The organism is Pseudooceanicola sediminis (genome assembly GCF_003575965.1).
Taxonomy (GTDB): Bacteria; Pseudomonadota; Alphaproteobacteria; order Rhodobacterales; family Rhodobacteraceae; genus Pseudooceanicola; species Pseudooceanicola sediminis.
The window spans coordinates 197,698-219,125 of record NZ_QWJJ01000007.1 but is presented as its reverse complement, the minus strand read 5'-3'; the positions used below and the strand labels follow the sequence as shown (position 1 = coordinate 219,125).

The 21,428-nt window shown below is 65.5% G+C and carries 26 protein-coding genes; 23 read left to right on the top strand and 3 right to left on the bottom strand.

The window, feature by feature from the left end:
• Window positions 1-57: 57 nt before the first annotated feature.
• The 3 genes from DL237_RS10045 to DL237_RS21070 form a co-directional block, all read right to left on the bottom strand.
• Entirely contained in the window at window positions 58-813 is a 756-nt protein-coding gene (locus DL237_RS10045; protein ID WP_233544937.1) for a hypothetical protein, read from the bottom strand.
• Window positions 810-1,130: a hypothetical protein gene (locus DL237_RS10040; protein WP_119398919.1), complete on the bottom strand. Its 321-nt coding sequence runs from the start codon at window positions 1,128-1,130 to the stop codon at window positions 810-812. Before DL237_RS10040 ends, DL237_RS10045 begins: the two co-directional genes overlap by 4 nt.
• Before the next feature lie 269 nt (window positions 1,131-1,399).
• Window positions 1,400-1,687 (bottom strand): helix-turn-helix transcriptional regulator, encoded by a 288-nt coding sequence (locus tag DL237_RS21070; protein ID WP_407691903.1) that lies wholly within the window; start codon window positions 1,685-1,687, stop codon window positions 1,400-1,402.
• A gap of 389 nt (window positions 1,688-2,076) precedes the next feature.
• Here DL237_RS21070 and DL237_RS10030 point away from each other — a divergent pair, with 389 nt between their 5' ends.
• From DL237_RS10030 to DL237_RS09915, 23 genes are all read left to right on the top strand, one after another.
• Complete coding sequence (locus tag DL237_RS10030) at window positions 2,077-2,544, top strand: hypothetical protein (protein ID WP_119398917.1); 468 nt, start codon at window positions 2,077-2,079, stop codon at window positions 2,542-2,544.
• Window positions 2,545-3,033: 489 nt separating this feature from the next.
• Window positions 3,034-3,417 carry a hypothetical protein gene (locus DL237_RS20850; RefSeq protein ID WP_233544935.1) on the top strand — a complete coding sequence of 128 codons (384 nt, stop codon included), beginning with the start codon at window positions 3,034-3,036 and terminating at the stop codon, window positions 3,415-3,417.
• Window positions 3,417-4,076: a hypothetical protein gene (locus DL237_RS10015; protein ID WP_119398914.1), complete on the top strand. Its 660-nt coding sequence runs from the start codon at window positions 3,417-3,419 to the stop codon at window positions 4,074-4,076. Before DL237_RS20850 ends, DL237_RS10015 begins: the two co-directional genes overlap by 1 nt.
• Window positions 4,077-4,265: 189 nt before the next feature.
• Window positions 4,266-4,856 carry a hypothetical protein gene (locus tag DL237_RS10010; protein WP_119398913.1) on the top strand — a complete coding sequence of 197 codons (591 nt, stop codon included), beginning with the start codon at window positions 4,266-4,268 and terminating at the stop codon, window positions 4,854-4,856.
• Window positions 4,853-5,737, top strand: a complete 885-nt coding sequence (locus DL237_RS10005) for a hypothetical protein (protein WP_147405333.1) — start codon at window positions 4,853-4,855, stop codon at window positions 5,735-5,737. Before DL237_RS10010 ends, DL237_RS10005 begins: the two co-directional genes overlap by 4 nt.
• 105 nt (window positions 5,738-5,842) lie before the next feature.
• Entirely contained in the window at window positions 5,843-6,220 is a 378-nt protein-coding gene (locus DL237_RS10000; protein WP_119398911.1) for an HNH endonuclease signature motif containing protein, read from the top strand.
• A gap of 110 nt (window positions 6,221-6,330) precedes the next feature.
• Entirely contained in the window at window positions 6,331-6,777 is a 447-nt protein-coding gene (locus DL237_RS09995) for a P27 family phage terminase small subunit (RefSeq protein WP_119398910.1), read from the top strand.
• Window positions 6,764-8,431 carry a terminase large subunit gene (locus DL237_RS09990; protein WP_119398909.1) on the top strand — a complete coding sequence of 556 codons (1,668 nt, stop codon included), beginning with the start codon at window positions 6,764-6,766 and terminating at the stop codon, window positions 8,429-8,431. The genes DL237_RS09995 and DL237_RS09990 overlap by 14 nt, the downstream gene beginning before the upstream one ends.
• Window positions 8,428-9,711, top strand: coding sequence for a phage portal protein (locus DL237_RS09985; RefSeq protein WP_119398908.1), 1,284 nt, complete (start codon window positions 8,428-8,430; stop codon window positions 9,709-9,711). Before DL237_RS09990 ends, DL237_RS09985 begins: the two co-directional genes overlap by 4 nt.
• Window positions 9,708-10,628 (top strand): S49 family peptidase, encoded by a 921-nt coding sequence (locus DL237_RS09980; protein WP_119398907.1) that lies wholly within the window; start codon window positions 9,708-9,710, stop codon window positions 10,626-10,628. Before DL237_RS09985 ends, DL237_RS09980 begins: the two co-directional genes overlap by 4 nt.
• Before the next feature lie 208 nt (window positions 10,629-10,836).
• Window positions 10,837-11,355, top strand: a complete 519-nt coding sequence (locus DL237_RS09975) for a DUF4760 domain-containing protein (protein ID WP_119398906.1) — start codon at window positions 10,837-10,839, stop codon at window positions 11,353-11,355.
• 274 nt (window positions 11,356-11,629) lie between these two features.
• Entirely contained in the window at window positions 11,630-12,973 is a 1,344-nt protein-coding gene (locus tag DL237_RS09970) for a phage major capsid protein (RefSeq protein ID WP_119398905.1), read from the top strand.
• A 101-nt stretch (window positions 12,974-13,074) separates the two neighbouring features.
• The gene (locus DL237_RS09965; protein WP_119398904.1) at window positions 13,075-13,449 is read left to right on the top strand and encodes a hypothetical protein; all 375 of its coding nucleotides are present in this window, start codon (window positions 13,075-13,077) and stop codon (window positions 13,447-13,449) included.
• 9 nt (window positions 13,450-13,458) lie between these two features.
• Window positions 13,459-14,028, top strand: coding sequence for a hypothetical protein (locus DL237_RS09960; protein ID WP_119398903.1), 570 nt, complete (start codon window positions 13,459-13,461; stop codon window positions 14,026-14,028).
• Window position 14,029: 1 nt separating this feature from the next.
• Window positions 14,030-14,416: a phage head completion protein gene (locus tag DL237_RS09955; protein ID WP_119398902.1), complete on the top strand. Its 387-nt coding sequence runs from the start codon at window positions 14,030-14,032 to the stop codon at window positions 14,414-14,416.
• Window positions 14,413-14,814, top strand: a complete 402-nt coding sequence (gp17, locus tag DL237_RS09950; protein ID WP_119398901.1) for a tail completion protein gp17 — start codon at window positions 14,413-14,415, stop codon at window positions 14,812-14,814. The genes DL237_RS09955 and gp17 overlap by 4 nt, the downstream gene beginning before the upstream one ends.
• Window positions 14,811-15,263: a hypothetical protein gene (locus tag DL237_RS09945; RefSeq protein WP_119398900.1), complete on the top strand. Its 453-nt coding sequence runs from the start codon at window positions 14,811-14,813 to the stop codon at window positions 15,261-15,263. The genes gp17 and DL237_RS09945 overlap by 4 nt, the downstream gene beginning before the upstream one ends.
• A gap of 35 nt (window positions 15,264-15,298) precedes the next feature.
• Complete coding sequence (locus DL237_RS09940; protein WP_119398899.1) at window positions 15,299-15,718, top strand: phage tail protein; 420 nt, start codon at window positions 15,299-15,301, stop codon at window positions 15,716-15,718.
• A gap of 65 nt (window positions 15,719-15,783) precedes the next feature.
• Complete coding sequence (locus DL237_RS09935; protein ID WP_119398898.1) at window positions 15,784-16,203, top strand: hypothetical protein; 420 nt, start codon at window positions 15,784-15,786, stop codon at window positions 16,201-16,203.
• A gap of 53 nt (window positions 16,204-16,256) precedes the next feature.
• A complete protein-coding gene (locus DL237_RS09930; RefSeq protein WP_147405332.1) occupies window positions 16,257-16,505 on the top strand; it encodes a hypothetical protein in 249 nt (82 codons plus the stop codon).
• A 3-nt stretch (window positions 16,506-16,508) separates the two neighbouring features.
• Entirely contained in the window at window positions 16,509-19,796 is a 3,288-nt protein-coding gene (locus tag DL237_RS09925) for a phage tail length tape measure family protein (protein WP_119398896.1), read from the top strand.
• A gap of 3 nt (window positions 19,797-19,799) precedes the next feature.
• Window positions 19,800-20,753 carry a hypothetical protein gene (locus tag DL237_RS09920; RefSeq protein ID WP_119398895.1) on the top strand — a complete coding sequence of 318 codons (954 nt, stop codon included), beginning with the start codon at window positions 19,800-19,802 and terminating at the stop codon, window positions 20,751-20,753.
• Window positions 20,753-21,370, top strand: a complete 618-nt coding sequence (locus DL237_RS09915; RefSeq protein ID WP_119398894.1) for a hypothetical protein — start codon at window positions 20,753-20,755, stop codon at window positions 21,368-21,370. Before DL237_RS09920 ends, DL237_RS09915 begins: the two co-directional genes overlap by 1 nt.
• Window positions 21,371-21,428: the final 58 nt, after the last annotated feature.

Genomic DNA, 21,428 nt, shown 5'->3' with positions numbered 1-21,428 from the left:
TCGCCGCTGCGATGCGTTCATCCGTGGACATAGTCGACGGGTGGCGAGGCTTGGCGGTCATGCTGTTAGCGCCGTGGTGGATGCGTGCTCGCCCCATTGATCGGCCCAGGCCTCTGCCATTCCGGGGAATGTCTTGCTACGGATCTTCCAGCGATCCGGGCCGGGTGGGGCGCGCCAGATCATTTCCCATTCCTTGCGCTCGGCCGTGCCCTTTGCCGGTGGCTCGAGGCGGTTGGTGGCCGTCAGCTCGGGCAGGTTGCGCAGGTAGAGGCCGGTTGCCTTGAGGGCCGGATCACCGAACCACCACGGTTGAACGATCTGCGGTCGCGGCAGGTCGGGCATGGCCTGCCGGGCGTGGATGTTCATCTCGGGGTTCTCGACGGCGATATGCGGGACGGGGGCGTTGTAGCAGGCGCCAAAGATCTCGACGCCGAGGTCGAACTCCTCGATCATGCTGGCATGGGTCCGCCCGTTGGGCAGTTTCCTGGGATGGGATTTGCCCGGGCCGTAGAGCCATCGCTGGCCGGACCGGCACAGGCGGGTGCAGGGCGGGTTCGACACGATCAGCAGATCCCAGCCCCACGACAGCACGTTGCGGATATCGTCCTGGATGTGGCGGTTGGTCGGTTCGTCGGCCGGCAGCAGGTCACATTGCCAGGCGTCGTGGCCTCGGGCGAGAAACGCCTCCAGCGTGACGCAGGACGTGGCACAGCCGATCAGGACGCGCAGCTGCCTTCGCGGTGGGTGCGCCCGCCGCCGCGTTGTCTCGGCTCCATGAGCTGATGAGAGGGTTTCACTGGACGCGTTGATCATGGGGCGCTGTCCGCGCCCTGGCGTGCTTTGTAGCGGGCGACGAGGGCTGCCAATTTGGCCTGGGTGCGCTGGTGATAGGGTTCGATCTGCTGCGCAACCGTCCCCTGTGCCGCCATCCCAAGGGCTGGAGAACGCTCATGTCCGGGGCCGCTCATGAGGTGGCCGGGCAGCAGCAACGCCATGCGATCAGCAGAGATCGGATGGCCCTGGATTTGCTTTGCCTGTGCCCAGTTGAATTGCAGAGCGGCCGGGATGCGCACGAAGGTTTCGGGTGCGGCGATATGGGTGTGGCAGGTGGGAGGATCTTGTCTTGGCATTCTGAACTCCTTCTGATCAGTGCAATCAGGATATGACAATTTAATTGTCATATTGAGTTTTATAAGACAAGAAATTTGTCATATGATGCGGCAGAAAGTTGTCGAGAGATGGCGATGGGGCCGCGTTACGACGTCGTGGACGTGGATCGGTAGCGCCGTTTAGGGGGAGTTCCGGTCATAATTTATATACTAGGAGGGTTTCGCATGCTGGGATTTGATCGGGTGCAGCTGCTTATCGAAGCGGCCAGAAAGACCGGGTTCACTATCGATTATTTGGAGGCGCTTACTGCTGGCCTGTCTCTCCAGGCGACTCTGAGGGTCATAGGCAATGCATCGGCTATGCCCTCATACATGAAGTCTAGTGAAAGCCCGTATGTGCGGCGCAATGCCAAGGCACCATCAAGCGATAGTCGTAACTTCCCTGTTTCCCAGTTATTGAGCTGAGCACGCTTGAGGCCTGCCTTCTGGGCGTACTCATCTTGGGTCAGTCCCTCTAGGGATCTGTGCCAGCGTATCCGCTCTGCTATATCGCTAAATGGTCTGGCGTCTGTTGTCATGCTGAGCATTTTCGCACGACAAGTTTTTTGCCGATAGTCAGGAACGTTTGTCTTGACCATTGACAGATTATTTGTCACCTGATGTGCCATCATGAGCAAGCATCCAGTCCAAGTTATTATCGACACACTAGGGTCAGAGGCCATCCAAGCGGCCTTTGGCGTCTCAGAACATTCCATACGCCATGCTAGGGTCGCGCGGAGATTTCCGGCGTCTTGGTTTCATGAAATTGAGGCGATGTGCGCATCGGCTGGCATCGACTGCCCTCGTATGATTTTCAATTTTAAGTCCGCAGGCAACCACATGCCGCAGCACTTGCGTGTCGGCTGATGGCTGGCCTGTACTCTCAAGATGCCGCGCCACTGTCTCGCTTGAAAGGAAAACTCCTTCCATGCTGATCCGTGCGCGCGCTGCCATGTTCAAATCTCTGGTGGATGCCGTCGGCGGTGTCGAAGCGGCCCGGGCCGTCATTGAGGCGAGCGTCGGGCATGACATCTCGATTGCCTCGATCTCTCGGATGCAGAACGCCAATGCCGAGCCGGTCTGGGCCTGGGTGGTGGCACTTGAGGATGCCGCGGGGCAGGCGCCCTTCAGCAAGATGCGGGCGCGCCAGCTCGGGCAGCAAAAGGCATCCTCTGCCGTGATCAGCCATCTCGATGCGCTGCGGGAAAGCTCCGAGATGGTGCTGGCCCTGGCGGGCGCCGAACGCAGCGATGATCCGCAGGTTCTCGCGCGGGCGCTGAAAGAGACGCAAGACGTGGCTGACTTGGTGAACCACTTCGTCGCGACCCTGTCCGATCAGTGTTCCGGCAGGGTCCCGCAAGGTGCCGTTCCACTCAAAGCGCGGGGGCGGGCATGATGCGCGACAGGTCCGCAAATCCCGCAGACAGGGACCAGCAGACGATCCAGCACATGAGCAGTGCAGCGAGGCTTCCCGTCTCCGACATCTATGTCCTTTGCGCGCGCCTGTCCTCGAACGGTCGCTGTGCCTGCAGCGTCAGGGGGCGGGATCGCTGCGCGGGTCTTCGCGAATTGTTGGCGCGGCACGGCAGCGTCGAGGCGGCGTTGCATGCGGAAATCCAGCGGATGGAACGGGCGGTGCGTCGTGGCTTTTGAAGCGATCCGTGCGCGCCAGGGTGCGCCGCGCGTGAGCTGCATCTGTGACGAATGCCTGCGCTCGGAAATCGTTGCGGCCCCCCATGGCAGGCGCGGGTCGGACAGCGACGACCAGGCGGCGGCAAAGGTCCAGCGTTTGGGATGGTCATTCATTGGCAAGCGGCTTCGGTGCCCTGCCTGCGAAGCAAGGAGAAAGGTGGTCAAAGTGAATACTGGAAAGAGGAAGGCCGTTGTGCCGGCACAGCCGCCGCGCGCGCCGACCAAGGCGCAGAAGCGCGAAATCATCGAGCTGCTGCACGACGTCTACGACGCCGGGAAGGAATGCTATCGGCGCAATGATACGGATGAGACGGTCGCCAGTGTCCTTGAGGTCATGCCCGGCTGGGTCACGGCGCTGCGCAAGGAGTTCTTTGGCGACGGGGGCGGCAATGAGGAAATGACGGCGCTGGCCGGTGACCTCGAGAGCTTCCTGACCTCGGCCAAGGCGGCGCAATCGGAGTGCGAGCAGAAGGCGCAGGCGCTGGCGACCGAGATCGCGCGGGTCGAACAGCTTCGCAAGCGCCTCGCCGGGATCGAGGGCGCGGTCGGTCCGCGCCTGTTGTCGAGGGTCAAGTGATGGCGTTCGCCAGCCAGCCTGACCCCTGGCCGCTCAAGCGCGGCGAGACGCTGTCAAACCACGACTGGTTTCCGTTCTACGGGCACCGGTTTCTTGGGTCCAAGTTCCTCAGCAGCTGCCTGATGAAGCAGCGCCGCGAAGACATCGGCACGGCCCTGATCCTGTGGTCACAGGCGATGATCCAGGACCCCGGCGGCACGCTGCCGGATTGCGATATGGAGCTTGCCAGCCTCGCCCGGTTTTCCACGGTCGAGGAATGGCGCGCCGTGCGTGACGGTGTGCTGCATGGCTGGGTGCCGGTGCTGGTCGAGGATGACACGGCCGCCGAGCCGTTTCTGCGCCTCGGGCACCCAGGCTTCCTGCAAGGCATCGTCAGCGAGATGTACAAGCGTAAGCGGGGGCGTGACGGCGCGCGCGAGGCGCAGCGCCTGGCCGTGCGCAAGTCGCGCATCCGCAAGAAGCTGGAAGAGATGCGGGTGCAGAAGCACATCATCTCCGATGATCGCGCCATCTTTGCCCTGGCGGAATATTTCGAGCACTCGGACCTCTACGCGACGCATGAAAACCTGCGGGCCGCGATGATCGAGGTGCTCGGCTACACCGGCGAAGTCGCCCATTTCCCCGGACGCTCGGGGCAAATGGCGGGCGGTGAAATCTAAGTGAAATCTTACTGAAATGAACTGAAATCTTACTGAAACATTTCAGTCGATTTCATCTCGATTACTGAAATTGCCCTACAGGACAACACAAGAAAAAACCAAATAGAACACCCTTGTTGCACAGCGCGAGGGGATCCGGCGGGCAAAAGGTTGGCAGGTCAGGACTGGCCTAGAAAAGAGGGAAGACCGATGGACGGTACCGAACAAGCCGAAACGAAGCGCGACCGGGTACGTCGCCTGTTGCTGACCCCGATGGCCCAGTTGGGCTTTCGGTTTCCCAAGGGGATCAGCGCCGAGGAGGGCCAGCGCAAGCTGGACCGGATCGCCGACGATCTGGCCTATATGGCGGAGGATCGGCTGCGCGAGCGGATGTTGCCGACATTGCGCACCAAGGGGCAGGGCAGCGCGCGCAATTTCTGGCCGGACCACGCGACCTTCATCGCCTACGCACAGATCGCCCAGCCGCGCCCGCTGAGCGAGATGCCCGGCATTGCCAGCTGGTTCGGCAGCGTCGCCGGGCAGCAGGCGCTGGACGGGGGACGCCTGGTGGCCGAGTTCCGGTTCTGGCAGGAGAAGAACCGCCCGCCGCAGGGCGAGGCCGAGAAACGGCGGGTGGCGGCGCAGGGCCTCGAGGATGAAAGCCGCGCCATGCGGATCCGCGAACGCCTGGGCCATAACCTGGCGGTGGACGCCATTGATCGCGGCTGGCTGGTGGAGTTCAACGCCTGCGAGGCGCGGGCGATGGCGCTGGTCGATGCGCGGCGGGGTGCCGTAGCATGATGATGGCCCCGATCCGGAAACCTCTCTGCCGTCCGGGCATTGGCCGCGACTGCGTCGCCTACATCGCGCCGGGTGGCGTCGTGCACGTGGATCGCTGGCCGGTGGGTTTTGCCACGGCGGTGCTGCGGGCCTCGGACGTGGCCTGCGCCGAGGTGCTGGCCCGCGCGACGCCGCCTGTGTCCTGCGGGCCGGAGATCCCGGTCGCCCCGGCGCGCGGCCCGATGGTGGCCTTTACGCCGGTCGAAGGGCGCAAGACCAGGGAAGGGACCTTCGAACAGTACCATGCTGGCTACCTCGGACGGGATGCCGCGCGCCGTGCCGATGCGTTTGACCTGATGACGGATCAGGCGCGGCGGGCACATCCCAAGCGGGTTGCTGCGGCGAAGGAGGCGCATGACACGCGCAGCGCCGCCGCGACCGGCCCGGTGCCCGACTTCGTGCCGCCCGCCTTCGCGCCGCCGTTCTCGATTGGACAGGTCGCGGTCGGGCGCGACTATGCGGCGCTGACCGAACGCTGCGCCTGCGCGGGGGTGAAGTGTTCCTCGCTGGAAGCGCAGCGGGCATCGGGCGGTAGGGCGGGGGATCGCGAGGCTGCGGTGTTTCGCGACTTTGAGCGGCTGCGGGTCTATCACCGCCGGATCGGCGACGGCCTGGCGAAAGAGGTGCGCCGGATCCGTCCGGGTGGGGCAAAACGATCCGCGATCCGCGCGCGCTATCTGGTCGATCAGGTGTGTCTCGGTGGGATGTCTCTGGCGGGTGTGCTGAGCGCCTGCGGCTGGTGCAATGACGCAAAGACACGCGAAGGACTGCGGTTGGCGCTGTGCGCGGCGCTGGACCGTATGCAGGGCCATGATCTGGTGACCCCGACGAAAGGGGATTGACGCCTATCTCTTCCGGTGGCATCAACTCTGTCATCATCACAAATTGCGCCCGGAGCTGAGCTATCAGCTGCCGGGCGTTTTCATTCCCGACATCGAGGTTCTGCCATGCCCCGCAAGATTTGCGTGACCGGCGGCTGTGACGACCTCGCAATCGCGGGGCGGTCGCACTGCCCTGACCATTGGGAGCAGCGGCAGGCGCGGATTGCCGAACGCAAGGCGCAGGCGCAGCGGGGCGAGGATGCGCAGGCGCACCGCCGCCTCTATGCCTCTGCCGCCTGGAAGAAGGCGGCGAAGGGGTTCCTTGCCAAGCATCCACTCTGTGCCGATTGCGCCGGTCTCGACCTGGTCGTGCCCGCCAGCGAGGTCGACCACATCGATCCGCACAAGGGTGACCGGGCGAAGTTCTGGAGCCGGGCCAATTGGCAACCGCTCTGCAAGTCCTGCCATTCGCGCAAGACGGCGCGCGAGGTGTTCCACCGCTGACGGGGGGGTACCTCAAAAATCCGGGGCACGCGACGTTGACCGGTATGTAAACAGTTGTTTTCGTGCGGCCGGATTTGAGAAAAAAAGCCCATTTGAGAGAGGGTTACGAGATGAAGGGCAGCAAGCCAAAGCTCGACAACGTGGTGCGGATGAAGGGCGACGGCGTCAGGCCGACGCCGCCCGCGCCCGACTTCATGCCGAGCGAAGAGGCGGTCGAGGCCTGGGATCGGCTGGCACCGGTGATGATTGCCAAGGGGCGGCTGGAGCCGCACTTCGAGGATCTGTTTGCGGCCTATTGCGTCTCGGTCGGCGACTTCGTGCGCTGCACCGGGGACCTCGCGATCATGGGGAACTACTACCTGACCGAGACCCGCAACGGGACGCAGGAAAAGAAACGGGCGGCATGGGGCCAGCGGCAGGACGCGCTGGCCAGCATGCAGCGGATCGGCGCGCTGTTCGGCCTGACGCCGGTGGATGAAGGTCGCCTCGGCGCGGCGGGTCAGGGCAGCTTCCTGGATGAACTGGAGAAGGCGATGAAGGGCAATGGATCCAGTTGATCACCCGGTGAGCGCATATGCCCGCGATGTCACCGAGGGACGGGTTATCGCGGGCGATCTGGTGCAGCGGGCATGCCAGCGTCACCTGAGCGATCTGGAAACCGGGCGCGACCGGGGCCTCTACTTCGATCCCGAGGGCGCGGATCGCATCCTGAACTTCGCCAGGATCCTGCGCCATACCGAGGGCGCGCTGGCCGGGCAGAGTTTCCAGCTGCAGCCCTGGCAGGTGTTCCGCATGGGGTCGGTGTTTGGCTGGAAGCGCGAGGCCACGGGCCTGCGCCGGTTCCGCAATACCTATCACCAGGTCGGCAAGAAGAACGGCAAGACGACCGACACGGCGGTGCCGATGCTGTACTCGCAGCTGATGGACGGCGAGGCCGCGCCGCAGGCCTATTGCGCGGCGACGACGCGGGACCAGGCGGGGCTGCTGTTCAAGGGCGTCAAGCGGATGATCAAGCATTCGCCGGTGCTGACGCGGGGCATGGATGTGTATCGCACCCAGATCGAAACCCCGGACACCGATGGCATGATCGCGTGCCTGTCGCGCGACGGGAACAGCTCGGATGGGATCAACCCGCACTTTCTGGCGCGCGACGAGATGCACCGCTGGACGGATCGCGAACTGGCCGAGACGATCACGGAATCCATGATCGCGCGCACGCAGCCGATTGACTGGGTGATCACCACGGCGGGGCATGACCGCGCCTCGCTCTGCGGCGAGCTGCGCGACTATGCCGAGAGCGTGCTGCGCGGCGATGTCGAGGATGACCGGTTCTTTGCCTATGTCGCCGAGCCGCCGGTGGATTGCGACCCGCTGGACCCGGTGGCCTGGGCAATGGGCAACCCGAACCTCGATGTCTCCAAGCCGCAGGCCGACATCAAGGCGGCGGCGACGCTGGCGACGATCATCGCGGCCAAGATGCCGAACTTTCGCCGCTTTCACCTCAATCTCTGGACCGAGGGCGCCGAGGCATGGATTGCCCGCGATGTCTGGGACCAGGGCGACGCGAAACAGCCGATTGACCTGGCGCGCCTGCGCGGCAAGCGGGCGTGGATCGGCCTCGATCTGTCCAACAAGGTTGACACCACGGCCATTGTCGTGGCGATCCCGGACGGAGAGGCGGTCGTGGTGATCTCCTACATCTTCCTGCCGGAGGGGCCGAAGGGCTTCATCCACCGCGCCCAGACGGAGAAGCGGGAATATGTCGGCTGGCAACAGGCGGGCTGGCTGGAGATCTGCCGGGGCGGCTCGGTCGATGAGGAAGAGATCCGGGCGCGCCTGCACTGGCTGAAGGGGTTCTTCGATGTCCAGGAGGTCGCCTATGACCCCTGGGGCATGAAGTACCTGGCCGAGCGGCTGGAAAAGGAGGGCTTTCCCATGGTCGAGCATCGGCAGGGCTTTGCCAGCATGTCGAACCCGATGAAGCGGGTCGAGGAGCTGGTGGCGCAAAAGCGGATCCGGCACGGCGGCAATCCGGTGCTGGCCTGGCAGGTCGGCAATGTGCACCGCGACGAGGATGCCTCGGAGAACGTCAAGCCGAACAAGAAGAAGAGCACGGGCCGGATCGACGGCGCGGTGGCGATGATCATGGCCGTGGGCCGGGCAGTGGCCGGGCAGGGCAAGAAGAAACAGCGGGAGATCGAAACGCTATGAGCCTGATCGATGTGATCACCAGACCCTTTCGCTCTGCGGAGGCACCGGCCCCGGCACGCGCCGAGCCGGTGATCAGCGCCGGGATCCCCAGCGGCACGGCGTCGCCGCAAGGCTGGATGCAGGAGATCGGCTTCTCGGGCAGTCGTAGCCGGGTTGCCACCTTGCCGCCTGTCTCGCCGGTGCTGGCGCAGCGCCATGCCACGGTGACCGCCTGCTGCACCATCATCGCCGGGGATCTCTCCAAGCTGCCGGTGCAGGTCTGGCAGCGCGACGCCTCGGGGCGCGAGGTGCGGGTGCGCGATCACGCGGCGAACTACCTGCTGAATGTCGAGGCCGCACCGGGCGTGACCGCGATGCTGACCCGGTTCAACCTCGCCTATGCCTTCGCGTTGCGCGGTACCGGCTACGCCTATGCGCCGCGTGACGGCGCGGGTGAGCTGACGATGATCGACGGCATTCATCCCGATCTCTGCACGGTGTTGCGCAACGGGCGGGCGCGGTTCTATGACTTCGAGGACGGCGACCGGATCCAGCGCCGGGTGCCGGGCCGGGCCATGGTGCACATGCGCTACATGGCCGAGGATGGCTGGACAGGGCGCAGCCCGATCTCGGTCGCGGCGGAGAGCTTTGGCATTGCGCTGGCCGGTCAGGAGGCGGCGGCGCGGGCGGCCTCGGGTACCTTCATGAAGGCAGTGGCCAAGGTCAGCGCCTTTGATGCGGATGACGAGACCTATCAGCGCTCGAAGGTGCGGCTGCGCGAGGCGCTGCGCAATGAGAACAGCCTTGGCGGCGTGACCCTGATCGGGCCGGATGATGACATCAAGAGCCTGGACCTGTCGGCTGCGGATCAGCAGTTGCTGGAGAACCGCAAGTTTGACCGGGAACAGATCGCGGCGATCTACCGGGTGCCGCCGAGCAAGCTGCAGATGCTGGAATACGGCGTGAAGGCGAACGGGCAGCAGCAGGCCATCGACTACAAGGCCGATTGTCTGAGCCATTGGGGCGGCTTCATCGAAACCCAGCTGGGGCTTGGCCTGCTGACCGAGGCCGAGCGCCGCGCCGGTCTGTTCCTGCGTCACAACTTCGATGCGCTGCTGCGGGCGACGACGAAGGAACGCTACGAGGCGCTGAACAAGGCGGTCGGCGGGCCATGGATGGCGATGAACGAAGCCCGCCGCGAAGAGGGTCTGGACGATGTCACGGGCGGTGACCGCGTTTATCCGCCCTCGAACATGACCCGCGACGACACCGCACCCGATCCGAAGGAGACCGAGGAATGACAATCCCAACTCTGCGCGCCATGCTTGGCGGTGGCATCATGGCCCTGAATGAGGCCGCGGCGCAGCCCTTGCTGGCGCAGCCGATGCCACAGCCGGTGGCGGGTGATCCCGTCCAGATGGCGGGGCCACAAACGCCCGAGCGGTTCGTGATCGAACGCGGCGTGGCGGTGGTGCCGGTGCGCGGCGTGCTGACCGCCAATTCGATGATGCTGGAGCGCTACATGGGCTGGGCCACATACCAGGGCCTGACAGAAACCTGCGCCGCGCTGGCCACGGATGAAGCCGTCGCGGCCATCGTTCTGGAGTTCGACACGCCGGGCGGCATGGTGCTGGGCTGCGCGGGTGCGGCGGCGGCGATTGCCGAGCTGGGCCAGATCAAGCCGGTGCATGCCCTGGTGCATCCGCTGGCCGCGAGTGCTGGCTACTGGCTGGCTAGCCAGGCGCGCGAGATCACGGTCGCGCCGGGGGCCTCGCTCGGCAGCATCGGCGCGGGTGTCATGACCGGCGCCTATGTGCAGCCGGGGCAGGGATCGGGGTTGCAGCTCTTTGAGTTCACCTCGCCCCATGCCCGCGCCAAATGGCCCGACCCTTCGACAGAAGAGGGGCGCACCGAGATCCTGCGCAGTCTGGGCGAGGCCGAAGCGCGTTTCCACGCTGCCGCTGCGGCAGGCCGTGGCATGACGCTGGAGGATCTGCGCAGCCGCGCCAGCGTGACGGAGGATGTGCGCGACGGCGGGGCGCTGTTCGACGGCGCGGAGGCTGTGAAGCGCGGGCTGGCAGATCGCGAGGAAAGCCGCATGGCGTTTTATGGGCGGATACTCGGGGCCTATGCGCCCGCACCGCGCAGCGGCACGCGCGGTATGTCGCGGAGTGCCATGGCGCGGGCGCGGGTTGCGGTGGCGCGGGCGGCAATGTGATCTTGCGCGAGAGACGGACGCATTCCGATCTTCTGAAGGCGTAGGCGGAGAGAAGGTTCCTTGCTGCTACGCCAAAGGTGATTGAGATGAATTGTGCCGAGAGCTTGCAAGCTCTTGCCCACAATCCTCTCCGATAGACATTCAGTGATCCACAGTCTAGATCTTTGGCATTAGTTGACAAAGACATCTGCTCCTTGGAGAAACCCTATTGGAACTGAATATTGAGTTAAGCGACGCGGTTCAAATCGTAGCGACGATCATTGTAGCCTATGAAGTTTATCGGGTGGCACGCGAAACAAAGATTCAACGGGTGCAATCGTCGAAACTCGAAACCTTGAATGCTCTGGCGACATACCATGAGGACGTCAGGAAATTCATGGAGTGGTTGAGGCACGGAGACAATAGGGTACGCTTGGCAACTCCTGAGAACCTTGAACCAGAAGACCTCATCATCATCACGAGATATCTTACGGTTTGCGAGCGGCTTTCCGTCGGAGTTCGCCAATGCGTCTACAATTTTGATGTTGTTAATCGAGCAGTTTCGAAGTCACTTCGAAACAACTATATAGAATTGGTGCCATATATTCAGGTTCGCCGCGAGATAGCGAAATCCGACCGAGTGTATGAGCAATTTGAATGGTTGTGTTTTGAATTAGAAAAAACGACTCTCGACAAACGGCTTCCGAATGGTTGGAGGATTTCGCGGGCTGCGCGAGATAGTTTATAGATCTTCCGTCCATTGGCATGCGACGAGAAGTTGTCGGAGGCGGGGGACAGTAGGGGCGCAGCCTCTGGCAGAACGGTTCGAGTCAGCCATTTGCGTCTCGCTGCTTGAAGGTACGTTTCGGTCCCCATCCATCTCTCAGTGAACTGGCGCATGCCAGCCGCGCACGTACAGCGTTCTGATCGACTCCAAAATTTTCTTCACCCCACACCCCGGCCGCAGCTTGCGGCCGGGGCTGCACTGCTGCGTGCGCGCAGCTCTTTGAAAGGAAACCCCCATGAAGAACCTCGATGACCTGCGCCGCGCTCGCCAAGCAGCGGCCCAGAAAATGCAGCAAATGGCAGTGACGCTCGGCGAGCTGGAAGGCGCAACCGATACTGACGACGCGGCGCTTGCCACCGCGCAGACCGAGTTCGACACCGCCGAGACCGACTTCCAGGCCGCTGACCGTGCCGTGAAGCGCATGGAGGCTGTTGAAGCGGCGCAGGCCGCAGCGGCGACCGGCGACGCCGGTCAGGGCACCGCGGGGCAGGGCGCGGGCGGTCAGGGTGGCCAGACGGCCCCGGCGCAGGCGCAGAACCCGGCGCACCAGGGGCTGGAGGTCGGCTTCATGGCGCTGGCCCTGGCGGCGAACCGGGGCGACGTGACGCGCGCGGTGGCGCAGCTGGAGCGCGATGGCCACTCGGGGATCGGTGCCGCGCTGAACAGCACCTCGGAGAGCGCGGGCGGCGTGCTGGTGCCGCGCCCGATGGCGGCGCAGATGATCGAGCTGCTGCGCCCGCGCGTCGTGGTGCGCAAGGCGGGGGCGCGCACGGTGCCGATGTCGGCGGGCGAGCTGCGCCATGCCAAGCAGACCGGCGGCGCGACGGCGAGCTACGGCGGCGAGATGGATCCGATTGAACCCAGTGAGCCGAGCTTCGACAAGATCGACCGCACGCTGAAGAAGCTGCGCGCCCTGGTGCCGGTGTCCAATACGCTGCTGAACCGGGCCACCATCGGCACGGCGACGGTGGTGCGCGACGACATGCTGAAGGTCATGGCGCTGCGCGAGGATCTGGCGTTTCTGCGCAATGACGGCTCGGGCGATCTGCCGAAAGGTCTGCGCTACTGGGCGCTGCCCGCACATTGGGACGCCGGGCCGGTGGCGGCGACCGCCAATGCCGCCGATCTGGCGATCCGGCGCGCGGTCTCGCTGGTCGAGGATGCCAATGTCTCGATGATCACGCCCGGCTGGACGATGCGCGCCGGGGCCAAGTCCTGGCTGGCCAGCCTGCGCGATGCCAACGGCAACCTGCTGTATCCGGAGATCGACGCCAAGGGCACGCTGAAGGGCTTTCCGATCTACACCACGTCGCAGATCCCGAACAACCTTGGGGTGGGTGGCAATGAGACCGAGATCACCTTTGCCGACTTCTCGGAGATGATGATCGGCGAAGGCGGCGAGATGCGGATCGCGCAGTCGACCGAGGCGGCCTTTGTCGATGCCAGCGGCGACACGCAGTCGGCCTTCCAGAACGACCTGACGCTGTTCCGCGCGATCACGGAACACGACTTCGCGCCCGAGCATGACGAGGCGATTGCGGGCTTCAATGCCGCCGACTGGTCGCTCCAAGCGGCCTGACCGCTGCAAGCGGCCTGATCCGCTGCAAGCGGCGTGACCCTACGCCCTCGCCGGTACACCCGGCGCGGGCTTTCCTTTCCCCTTTCTCAGGAGATCCCGAGATGATGACCCCCGTTCAATTCCGCCAGCACTCCGGCAAATATAACCGTGGCGAGGTGGCGGGCTTCCTGCCGCAGCGCGCCGCGCAGCTGATCGCCAGCGGCGTGGCCGTGGCCTATCGCGCCCCGACCAAGGCCGTAGCGGCCAGCGCCGATCCCGAGGCGATGGCGTTGGCACAGGCGGCGCAGGATGTGGCGCGCCGGGCGGCTGACCTCGATGCCCGTGAGGCGGCGCTGGCCGCACGCGAGTCCGCGCTGGCCAAGCCTGCCGACACTGGCAAGACCGACGCCGCCACCAAACCGGTGACCGGCAGCGAGGCTGGAAGCCCACCCGCGCAGGGCGGCAAGACCGCTGCCAAGCCCGAGCCAAAGGCGTAAGGGCGCGCCATGCAGGGGATCGGAGAGGCCCCGGCGCTGGCGGTGAGCGTGGCAGAGTATCGCCGCGCCACCGGCTTCATCGAGCCGGATGCAGAGGCGGATCTGCTGGTCGAGAGCTATCTGCGCGCCGCGCAGGATGTCGTCGAGGCCGGGACAAACCGGCCTCTGGGGCTTCGCGATGTTCGGTTCTCGGCCGAGGTCAGCCCGCGCCTGCGGCGCTGGTGGTTTCCTTGCGCCCCGGTGGCCGAGATCACGGCGCTGCGGTTTCTGCGTGGTGCGGCGGCGATCGCGATTGCGCCCGCTGATGTCGCGCCACGCATGCTGCATGACGAACCGCAGCTCCTGTTCCCGGCGGGTGTGATCCCGGCGGGCGGCAGCGGTGTGCTGGAGGTCGAGGCCAGGGTCGGCAGCGCCGTGCCCGATCCGCGCCTGGCGCAGGCCATCATCCTGATCGTGAAGGATTGGCGCGAAGCCAATATCGCCATCGATCAGACAGAATACACCCGCGCCAGCTTCGGCTGCCGGGCCCTGATGAAACAGGCGCGCTACACGCGGCCCCTGGTGACGGAGGAAGGCTGAGATGGCGCAGACACAGGGCGCGCCGCTGTCGCGCGGCAAGGAAGTCATCATCATCCGCGACCGCAAGGCGGTGTTCGAACGCCGCGCCGAGACCGGGCGCAATCCGCTGAACGAACCGATCTACCAGTGGCAGCCGATTGGCACCTCCTGGGCGGCGGTGGAAGAGGTGGGCGAGGGCGAGGTTGCGGCCAAGGGGGTCGAGGGCGCGGTTGCCGCGATCCGGGTGCTGGTGCTGGACACGCCGCAGGCGCGCAGCATCACGCTGGCTGACCGGCTGCGGATCCTCGGGCAGACCTGGGATCTGGTGGGGCGGGGGCCGCACAGCACCCGGCGCGGCATCTATGCCTTTGTCGGCGCGCGCTATGACGCCTCAGACGGTGCGCCATGAAGGCGGCTTTGACGGCGCTGCTGCTGGCCGATCCCGATCTGGGCGCGCGGGTAGGGTCGCGGATCCATTGGGGCGTGCTGCCGGCGCATGCGGCGGCACTGCCCTACCTCAACCTGACGCTGGTCAGCGCGCCGGTGGACTACACGCTCGACGGGGAGGCGGCGACCTCGACCAGCACTGTGCAGATCGATGCCTGGGCGAGCACGGCGCTGGAGGCCGAGCAGCTGCGATGGGATGTGCGCGCCTGTCTCTCGGGCTATCGCGGCACGCGGGCCGGTGTCACCTTTGCCCGGATCTTCGTGTCCGGATCGCGCGATCTCTCGGGGCGTGACCTCGGCGACCTCTCGGCGCTGTTCGGGGCCTCGATGGACGTCACCATCCGCTGGAGAGTGCCATGATCAAGATGGCGTTCAAGGGCGGGCGCGATCTGGAAGAGGCGCTGAAGGCGCTGCCCAAACACACCGCGCGCAAGAGCGTCGCTCGGCGGGTGCTGAAGCGCGCCGCGCAGCTCTTTGCGGATCGTGCCAATGCCCTGGCCCCGGAGGGGGCGCAGGGCGCGCTGGAGCAAAGCTATGGCGCGGGCACGAAGCTCAATAAAAGCCAAGCCAGACAGGCCCGCCGCGAAGGGCGCGATGACGTGTTCATGTACGCGGGCACCAATGATCCGGCGGGGCTGCAGCAGGAGTTCGGCAACGCGCGGCACGGCGCACAGCCGCATGCACGTCCCGCCTGGGACGAGACGCAGCAGCCGATCTTCGAGCAGATCCGGAACGACATGACGACGGAAGTCGCCAAATCCGTGGCGCGGGCCGAGCGCAAGGCCGCCCGCGCTGCGCGCAAACCCTGATCCAACACCACACCACATCACAGAAAGGAAACTCCATGTCCGGTGAAACCGAGCTTTGGGGCGGCAAAGTCGAACGCTCGCCCGATGGCCTGACCTATACCCCTGTCGCCAAGGTCACGGGGGTCAGCGTGCCGACGCTGACCAAAAACACCCGCCAGCGAACGACGCTGGATAGCCCGGCCAAGATCCATGAATACGGGACCGGCTTTGCCGAACCCGGCGATCTGTCGATCTCCTGCCTCTACACCTCCGAAGGCTTCACGGCGGCCAAGGCGGATGAGGCCAATCCGGGCGGCACCTATTACCGGATCACGCTGGCCAATGGCGATGCCTTTGATTGCCGGATGATCACCCCGGTGGTCGAGGTGGCGGGTCTCGATCAGCTCGACGCCGATGCAACCTTCACCATCTCCGGCAAGACCTCCGGCGAAACCGAGTTCACTGCCGCCGCGTGATGCGGCGGCGATCTCTTTGTTGCCGTGGCGGCATGACGCCCCACGCGCCCTGAAAGGATCCCGACATGACGATGCAAAACCACGTGCCCCTGAAACCGAAAACCGGCAGCGGCCCAGGCACTGGCACTGGCTGGAAACTGGCCTATTCGATCAACGCGATGATCGAATACGAGACCCTGACGGGGAAGGAATTCCAATCCGTGCAGGATTATTTTGAAGAGGTGCAGGGCGGCAAGCTCAACCCGTCGGTGCTGCGCCGCCTTGTATGGTGCGGGTTGATGACCCATCACGACGGCATCACCGAGCGCGAAGCCGGGGCGGTCATCGATGCCTGCGGCATCAACGCCTCCGTCGCCGCCGTGGGCAGTGCCGTCAGCCTGGCGTTTGCCGGGCCGGAGGACGGATCGGCGGGAAAGCCGCAGGCCGAGAAGGCCGATCCCCCCGCCAGGGCCAAAGCCGAACCGGTATCGACTGGCAAGAGCTGATCCGCCAATGGATCGCCGCCGGACAGTCCTATGCGCTGTTCGGGCGGCTGACGTTGCGGGAAGTCGATCTGATCCTGTCCGGGGTCTTGCTCGGGCAGGAGCGTGCGATGCGGCAGCGCCGGGGCGAGATCTACAGCCTCGGCCAGCTGATGATGATCGCCACCCATGCCCCGAAACAGTTCCCCAAACCCACCGCGTTCCTCGATGGCCGTCGCCATCGTGGATCGAGCGACGCCGAGCTGAGCGCCTACTTCGCGGGCCGGGTCGCGCAACGGCAGGCCGCCAAGCAGAAAGGAGCCTGATCCATGTTCAAGGGCATCATCGGCGCGCTGCGCGTCGATCTCGGCATGAACTCGGCGCAGTTCCACAAGGGGGCATCCGAGGCGACGCTGAGCATGCGCCGCATGCAAAAGGACTTCTCCGGGCTGGCGAAGGACTTCGGCAAGATTGGCGGGCGGATGTCGCTCGGGCTGACGGCGCCGCTGGTGGCGATTGCCAAGCAGTCGATGAACCTGCAGGGGGTGCAGGCCAATGCGGTGGCACAGGTCGATGCGGCGCTGGCCTCGATGGGCCAGACGGCGGGCTTCACCTCCGAGCAGTTGCAGAGCATGGCGAGCGGGCTGCAGGGCACGTCGCTGTTCGGCGATGAGGATATCCTCGGCCGCGTGACCTCCACCATGCTGACCTTCGGCAATGTCACCGGCGAGGTCTTCGTCGGGGCGCAGCAGGCGGCGCTCGACATGTCGGCGGCGCTTGGGCAGGACCTGCAAAGCTCGGCGATCATGCTGGGCAAGGCGTTGAACGATCCGGTGAAAGGCCTGTCGGCGCTGAGTCGGGTCGGCGTGTCCTTCTCGGAGCAGCAGAAGGCCACCATCAAGACGATGGTCGAGCTGGGGGATGTCTCGGGCGCGCAGGAAAAGATCCTGGAGGCGCTGCGCCAGCAATACGCCGGTCAGGCGCAGGCGCTGCGTGATCTGCCCTCGGGACAGATCCAGGCCGCGATGATGGATATCGGCGATGCCATGGAACAGGTCGGGGCGATTGTCCTGCCGGTGGCGGCGGACATCGCCGGGCGCGTTTCCGACATGGCCGTCGCGTTCCAGGGGTTGTCGCCGGAGACGAAACGCTTCGTGGTGATCGGCGGCGCGGTGGCGGCCAGCCTCGGCCCGGCGCTGCTGGCGCTCGGCGGCATGGCGGCGGCGGCCTCGGCACTCTTGCCCGTGGTGGTCGCCATTGCCTCGCCTATCGGTCTGATGGTCGGAGGCTTTGCGGCACTGGCCGCCGGTGCCGTCTATGTCGGGGTAAAGCTGAAGGGCGCGATGGAGCGCGTTGGCGGCTTTGGCACGGCGCTGGCCCTGGCCAAGGATGTCGCCTCGGAAGCCTTCGCGCGCATCGCTGACGCGGGACAGATCCTGCAGAACCGCATGGCGGAGATCTGGCAGACCATCGAGATCGGCGCGCTGAAGATGCTGGTGGCGGTGCAGACAAAATGGGCTGATTTCCTGCATGGGATCAAAGACCAGCTGCGCGATGTGCCGTTCATGGATGACGCCTACCTCGCGGTCGGCAATGCCGCGATCTCGGCAGGCGCAAAGGTCTATGCCACGCAGGCAGCGATTGACGAGCTGCAGGGCAGCATCGGCAACATGCAGGCCGAGAACGCCAAGCTGGCGGAGGGTATCAAGGCACCGCTCAAGTCGGTGGCCGCCCTGAAGGCGGCACTGGCCGAAACCTCCAAGACCGGCGAGGCGGGGGCCGGGGAGGTCGAGGCGGCCACGGTCGGCGTGACGAAGGCACTGGAAGAGAGCGGCGATGCGGTCTCCGACCTCGACAGGAACCTCAGCACCTTGGGCCGCAATGGCAAAAGCCCGATCAAGGACTTGAAGGAGGAGGTTACCGATCTCGGTCGGGCGGTGCAGGGCACCATGGCCTCCTTCGCCTCCGGTGACATTGCCGGGGCGCTCGGGGATCTCAAGTCCGGCGTGGGCAATGCCGCTTCGCAAGGCTTCGGTGATCTGCTTCAGGCCTCGCTTGGCAAGGATGGTGCGGGCATCGGCGCGATCACCGGCGGCCTGTCGTCGGCCTTCGGCGCGGTTACCTCGGAACTCGCCGGTGGCCTGTCGATGGCGGGGATCGGCAGCGCGCTCTCGGCCGCCATGCCGATCATCGGCGCGGTGACCGCCGGGATCGGGCTGATCAAGAGCTTTTCCTCCAGGAAGCTGATCGGCTCCGGCCTGCAGCTTGGCGTGCAGGGCGGCGGTCTGGCGGGCGGCACCTTCGAGACCACCCGCAAGAGCAGCTGGTGGGGTCTGAAGAAACGCACCTCGACCAGCCTCGCGGGCTTTGACGCGGCGACGCAGGCCATGCTTGACGATCAGCTGGGCGAGGTGCAGGCCTCGGTCGCCCAGGCCTTCAAGTTGGCGGGCACGGGCGTCACCACATCCATGGTGGCCGGGGTCGATGTCGCCCTGGACCAGATCGACACGAAGGGGATGTCGGAGGCCGAGGTGCAGGCCAAGGTCGAGGCGTGGTTCGCGGGCTATGCCGACACGGTCACGCAGGCCTTTGCCGGGGTTGGCTATGATGCCCTGCAGAACTTTGCCACGCTGAAGACCCTGCTGGATCCCATCGGGCACAGCTTTGTCGGCACGCTGCAGAACATGGCCCTGTCAGCGGATGCCCTGGCCGATATCGCGGGCGGCATCGACACGCTGGCAAGCCGGATCTCCAGCTTCACGCAGGGCTTTTACACCGACGCCGAGCGCTTCCGCATGGTCAGCGCCTCGGTGCATGGCCAGTTCGCCGAGCTTGGGCTGGCGGTGCCGAAGACCACGGAAGAGTTCCGCAACCTGGTCACCGGGCAGGACCTGATGACCACGGCGGGCCAGAAGACCTATGCCACCCTGCTGGCGCTCTCTGATCAGTTCCTGGAGTTCGATGCCGGGACCAGGGGCCTGTGGTCGGCCTTCGCGGATGTGAGCGCGATGCTGACGCCGCTGGGACAGGGCTTTGCAGGCACGGCGCAGGCCATGGTCTGGGCGTCCGATGAGCTGATCAACGCGGCGGGCGGCCTCTCCAGCCTGTCGGGCCAGATCGCCAGCTTCACCAACACCTTCTACTCGGAAAGCGAGCAGCTCGGCATGGCCAGCGAGGAGCTGGGGCGGCGTCTTGGCGCCCTCGGGCTGGCGGTACCGCAGACGGCGCGTCAGTTCCGCGACCTGGTGACCGGGCAGGATCTGATGACCGAGGCGGGGCGCAAGACCTATGCCGCGCTGCTGTCGCTCTCGGACCTCTTCGTCAAGGTGAAGGGCGGCGTGTCCGATCTGGCCGAGGTGGGGCTGCCGGATCTCTCCGGCGGATATGACCTCGGCAGCTACTACGCCTCGGAGTTCGACGCCCGGATCGCCTCGATTGCCGAGGCGCGCGGCTATGCGGCGGATGTGCATGCGGCAGGCGACGCCGGTGTGACGCTGGCCGCCAGCCTCGGACGGCTGAGTGAGGGCGACACCGCGCAAACCAACGCCCTGCGCCGCCTGGTCGATCTGATCGAGGGCTGGGAAACAATCGGCATGCCTGTTGAAAGGGAGTTCTGAGCCATGTTCATCTCACGCAAGTTTGCTCCGGACCTGGGGCAGGTGCGCTGTTCGATCCCCGAGGAGGATGCCCCGGCGTGGGCTGCGGGCGTGACCTATCCGCTCAACGCGCGGGTGGTGCGCGATCACCGGATCTATCAGTCGGCGATCCCGGACAACCTCGGCCTCGATCCGCTGGTCGAGGATCAGTCGGTGGTGGCGGCACGCTGGGTGTTTGATCGCTACACCAACGCCTTTGCCTGCTTCGACGGGGTGCTGAGCAATGCCACGGTGGCCTTCGAGGAACCCGACGCCGAGGTGCCCTGGCTCGATCCCAGCTTCGGGATTGATCCGGCGAGTGCACCGATCATCCTCGACATGCCGGGGCTGTCGGGGGTCGATACGCTGATCCTGTTCGGGGTGCGGGCCAGCAGCGCCCGGCTGATCTGTCTCGACATCAACGACAAGGTGCTGCTGGACCGGGACACCAACTTGTCCGGTCGGCAGGTGCGGGACTGGTGGGCCTGGTTCTCCACCCCCTTCGGGGCCTATTCCGACAAGCTGGTGGTGCTGGATATTCCGGGTACGACACGCCGCGTGATCGTGGCGCTGCGGGGCAGTCGGGTGAGTTTGGGCGAGCTGTTCCTGGGCGCCAGCCTCTCGATTGGCGCGGCGCAGGTGGGCAGCACCGAAGGACGCTCGATCAGCGGTAGCCGCTACAGCTTCAACGACTATGGCAGTCTGACGCTGGCCAAGGGGCCGACGCGGGTCGAGATGGATTATCGCGTCGTCGCCTCGAAAGCCCTCTGGGATCAGATCAAGCCCGAGCTGGACCGCAACTCCGGGTCTCTGGTGGCCGCCATCGGCTCCCCCACGCGCGCCTCCAGCGTGCAGTTCGGCATCCTCGGGCCCGTCAAGTGGGGCGAGGATCTGCCGGATGAGTACGAATATTCCTTCACCATCACAGGAGTGGCCTGATGCCCGTTCCCGAGTTTACCCCCTTTGAGGGACTGCTACCCTCCGAGGGTGACCCGGCGACCTTCTCACCGCGCGCCCAGGCGCTGTTCGAGTGGTTCACCGCCACCGGCGCGCCGCAGCTGGCAGCGATGGCCACCGAGATTGCTGCTGCCCTGGGGGAGATGTCCGCGACGCTGACGCAGACAAATGAGGCCAGCGGTGCCGCCCAGTTTGCCCGGCAGGGTGCAGATTCCTCAAAGGGGATCGCCGTTGCCGCGCGGGTGGCGGCGGAAGCGGCGCGAGACATCTCCGTCGCCGCCAGCGAAAATGCGCAGCGGGTCGCCGGGTATGTCGAGCAATGGGACGATGGTGCGAGCGGACTGGTCTATGAGGTCGGCGCCTTCATCTACCAGGCCTTCGAGGTCGGACCCGCTGCGGTCGGTACCAAGAACCAGGCAACCCCGACCGGTTATAACGGGGTGCTGGTCCCGCGCTCCGGGGTCCACATCTGGATCCCCGGCTGGGGCGGGCAGGGCAGTGCCGGCCTCTGGTACCGCACAGATCGGCCCACGATGGCCGATCTCAATGCCGCGATCATCGCCCTGACAGATCGGATCGCCGCACTGGAAGCCGCCTGACGCGCGATCCGCCCCCCACGTCACTGACCAAACCAGGAGATCTCCATGTCCGACACCT

What these genes read in the sequence shown, in the direction of transcription:
- DL237_RS10040 (WP_119398919.1), bottom strand. Translation starts at nt 1,130, where the DNA reads ATGCCAAGACAAGATCCTCCCACCTGCCACACCCATATCGCCGCACCC.
- gp17 (WP_119398901.1), top strand. Translation starts at nt 14,413, where the DNA reads ATGAAGGCGGCTTTGACGGCGCTGCTGCTGGCCGATCCCGATCTGGGC.
- DL237_RS09995 (WP_119398910.1), top strand. Translation starts at nt 6,331, where the DNA reads ATGAAGGGCAGCAAGCCAAAGCTCGACAACGTGGTGCGGATGAAGGGC.
- DL237_RS09980 (WP_119398907.1), top strand. Translation starts at nt 9,708, where the DNA reads ATGACAATCCCAACTCTGCGCGCCATGCTTGGCGGTGGCATCATGGCC.
- DL237_RS10030 (WP_119398917.1), top strand. Translation starts at nt 2,077, where the DNA reads ATGCTGATCCGTGCGCGCGCTGCCATGTTCAAATCTCTGGTGGATGCC.
- DL237_RS09985 (WP_119398908.1), top strand. Translation starts at nt 8,428, where the DNA reads ATGAGCCTGATCGATGTGATCACCAGACCCTTTCGCTCTGCGGAGGCA.
- DL237_RS09970 (WP_119398905.1), top strand. Translation starts at nt 11,630, where the DNA reads ATGAAGAACCTCGATGACCTGCGCCGCGCTCGCCAAGCAGCGGCCCAG.
- DL237_RS10005 (WP_147405333.1), top strand. Translation starts at nt 4,853, where the DNA reads ATGATGATGGCCCCGATCCGGAAACCTCTCTGCCGTCCGGGCATTGGC.
- DL237_RS09915 (WP_119398894.1), top strand. Translation starts at nt 20,753, where the DNA reads ATGCCCGTTCCCGAGTTTACCCCCTTTGAGGGACTGCTACCCTCCGAG.
- DL237_RS09965 (WP_119398904.1), top strand. Translation starts at nt 13,075, where the DNA reads ATGATGACCCCCGTTCAATTCCGCCAGCACTCCGGCAAATATAACCGT.
- DL237_RS09935 (WP_119398898.1), top strand. Translation starts at nt 15,784, where the DNA reads ATGACGATGCAAAACCACGTGCCCCTGAAACCGAAAACCGGCAGCGGC.
- DL237_RS10010 (WP_119398913.1), top strand. Translation starts at nt 4,266, where the DNA reads ATGGACGGTACCGAACAAGCCGAAACGAAGCGCGACCGGGTACGTCGC.
- DL237_RS10015 (WP_119398914.1), top strand. Translation starts at nt 3,417, where the DNA reads ATGGCGTTCGCCAGCCAGCCTGACCCCTGGCCGCTCAAGCGCGGCGAG.
- DL237_RS09945 (WP_119398900.1), top strand. Translation starts at nt 14,811, where the DNA reads ATGATCAAGATGGCGTTCAAGGGCGGGCGCGATCTGGAAGAGGCGCTG.
- DL237_RS21070 (WP_407691903.1), bottom strand. Translation starts at nt 1,687, where the DNA reads ATGACAACAGACGCCAGACCATTTAGCGATATAGCAGAGCGGATACGC.
- DL237_RS10045 (WP_233544937.1), bottom strand. Translation starts at nt 813, where the DNA reads ATGATCAACGCGTCCAGTGAAACCCTCTCATCAGCTCATGGAGCCGAG.
- DL237_RS10000 (WP_119398911.1), top strand. Translation starts at nt 5,843, where the DNA reads ATGCCCCGCAAGATTTGCGTGACCGGCGGCTGTGACGACCTCGCAATC.
- DL237_RS09940 (WP_119398899.1), top strand. Translation starts at nt 15,299, where the DNA reads ATGTCCGGTGAAACCGAGCTTTGGGGCGGCAAAGTCGAACGCTCGCCC.
- DL237_RS09960 (WP_119398903.1), top strand. Translation starts at nt 13,459, where the DNA reads ATGCAGGGGATCGGAGAGGCCCCGGCGCTGGCGGTGAGCGTGGCAGAG.
- DL237_RS09990 (WP_119398909.1), top strand. Translation starts at nt 6,764, where the DNA reads ATGGATCCAGTTGATCACCCGGTGAGCGCATATGCCCGCGATGTCACC.
- DL237_RS09925 (WP_119398896.1), top strand. Translation starts at nt 16,509, where the DNA reads ATGTTCAAGGGCATCATCGGCGCGCTGCGCGTCGATCTCGGCATGAAC.
- DL237_RS09955 (WP_119398902.1), top strand. Translation starts at nt 14,030, where the DNA reads ATGGCGCAGACACAGGGCGCGCCGCTGTCGCGCGGCAAGGAAGTCATC.
- DL237_RS09920 (WP_119398895.1), top strand. Translation starts at nt 19,800, where the DNA reads ATGTTCATCTCACGCAAGTTTGCTCCGGACCTGGGGCAGGTGCGCTGT.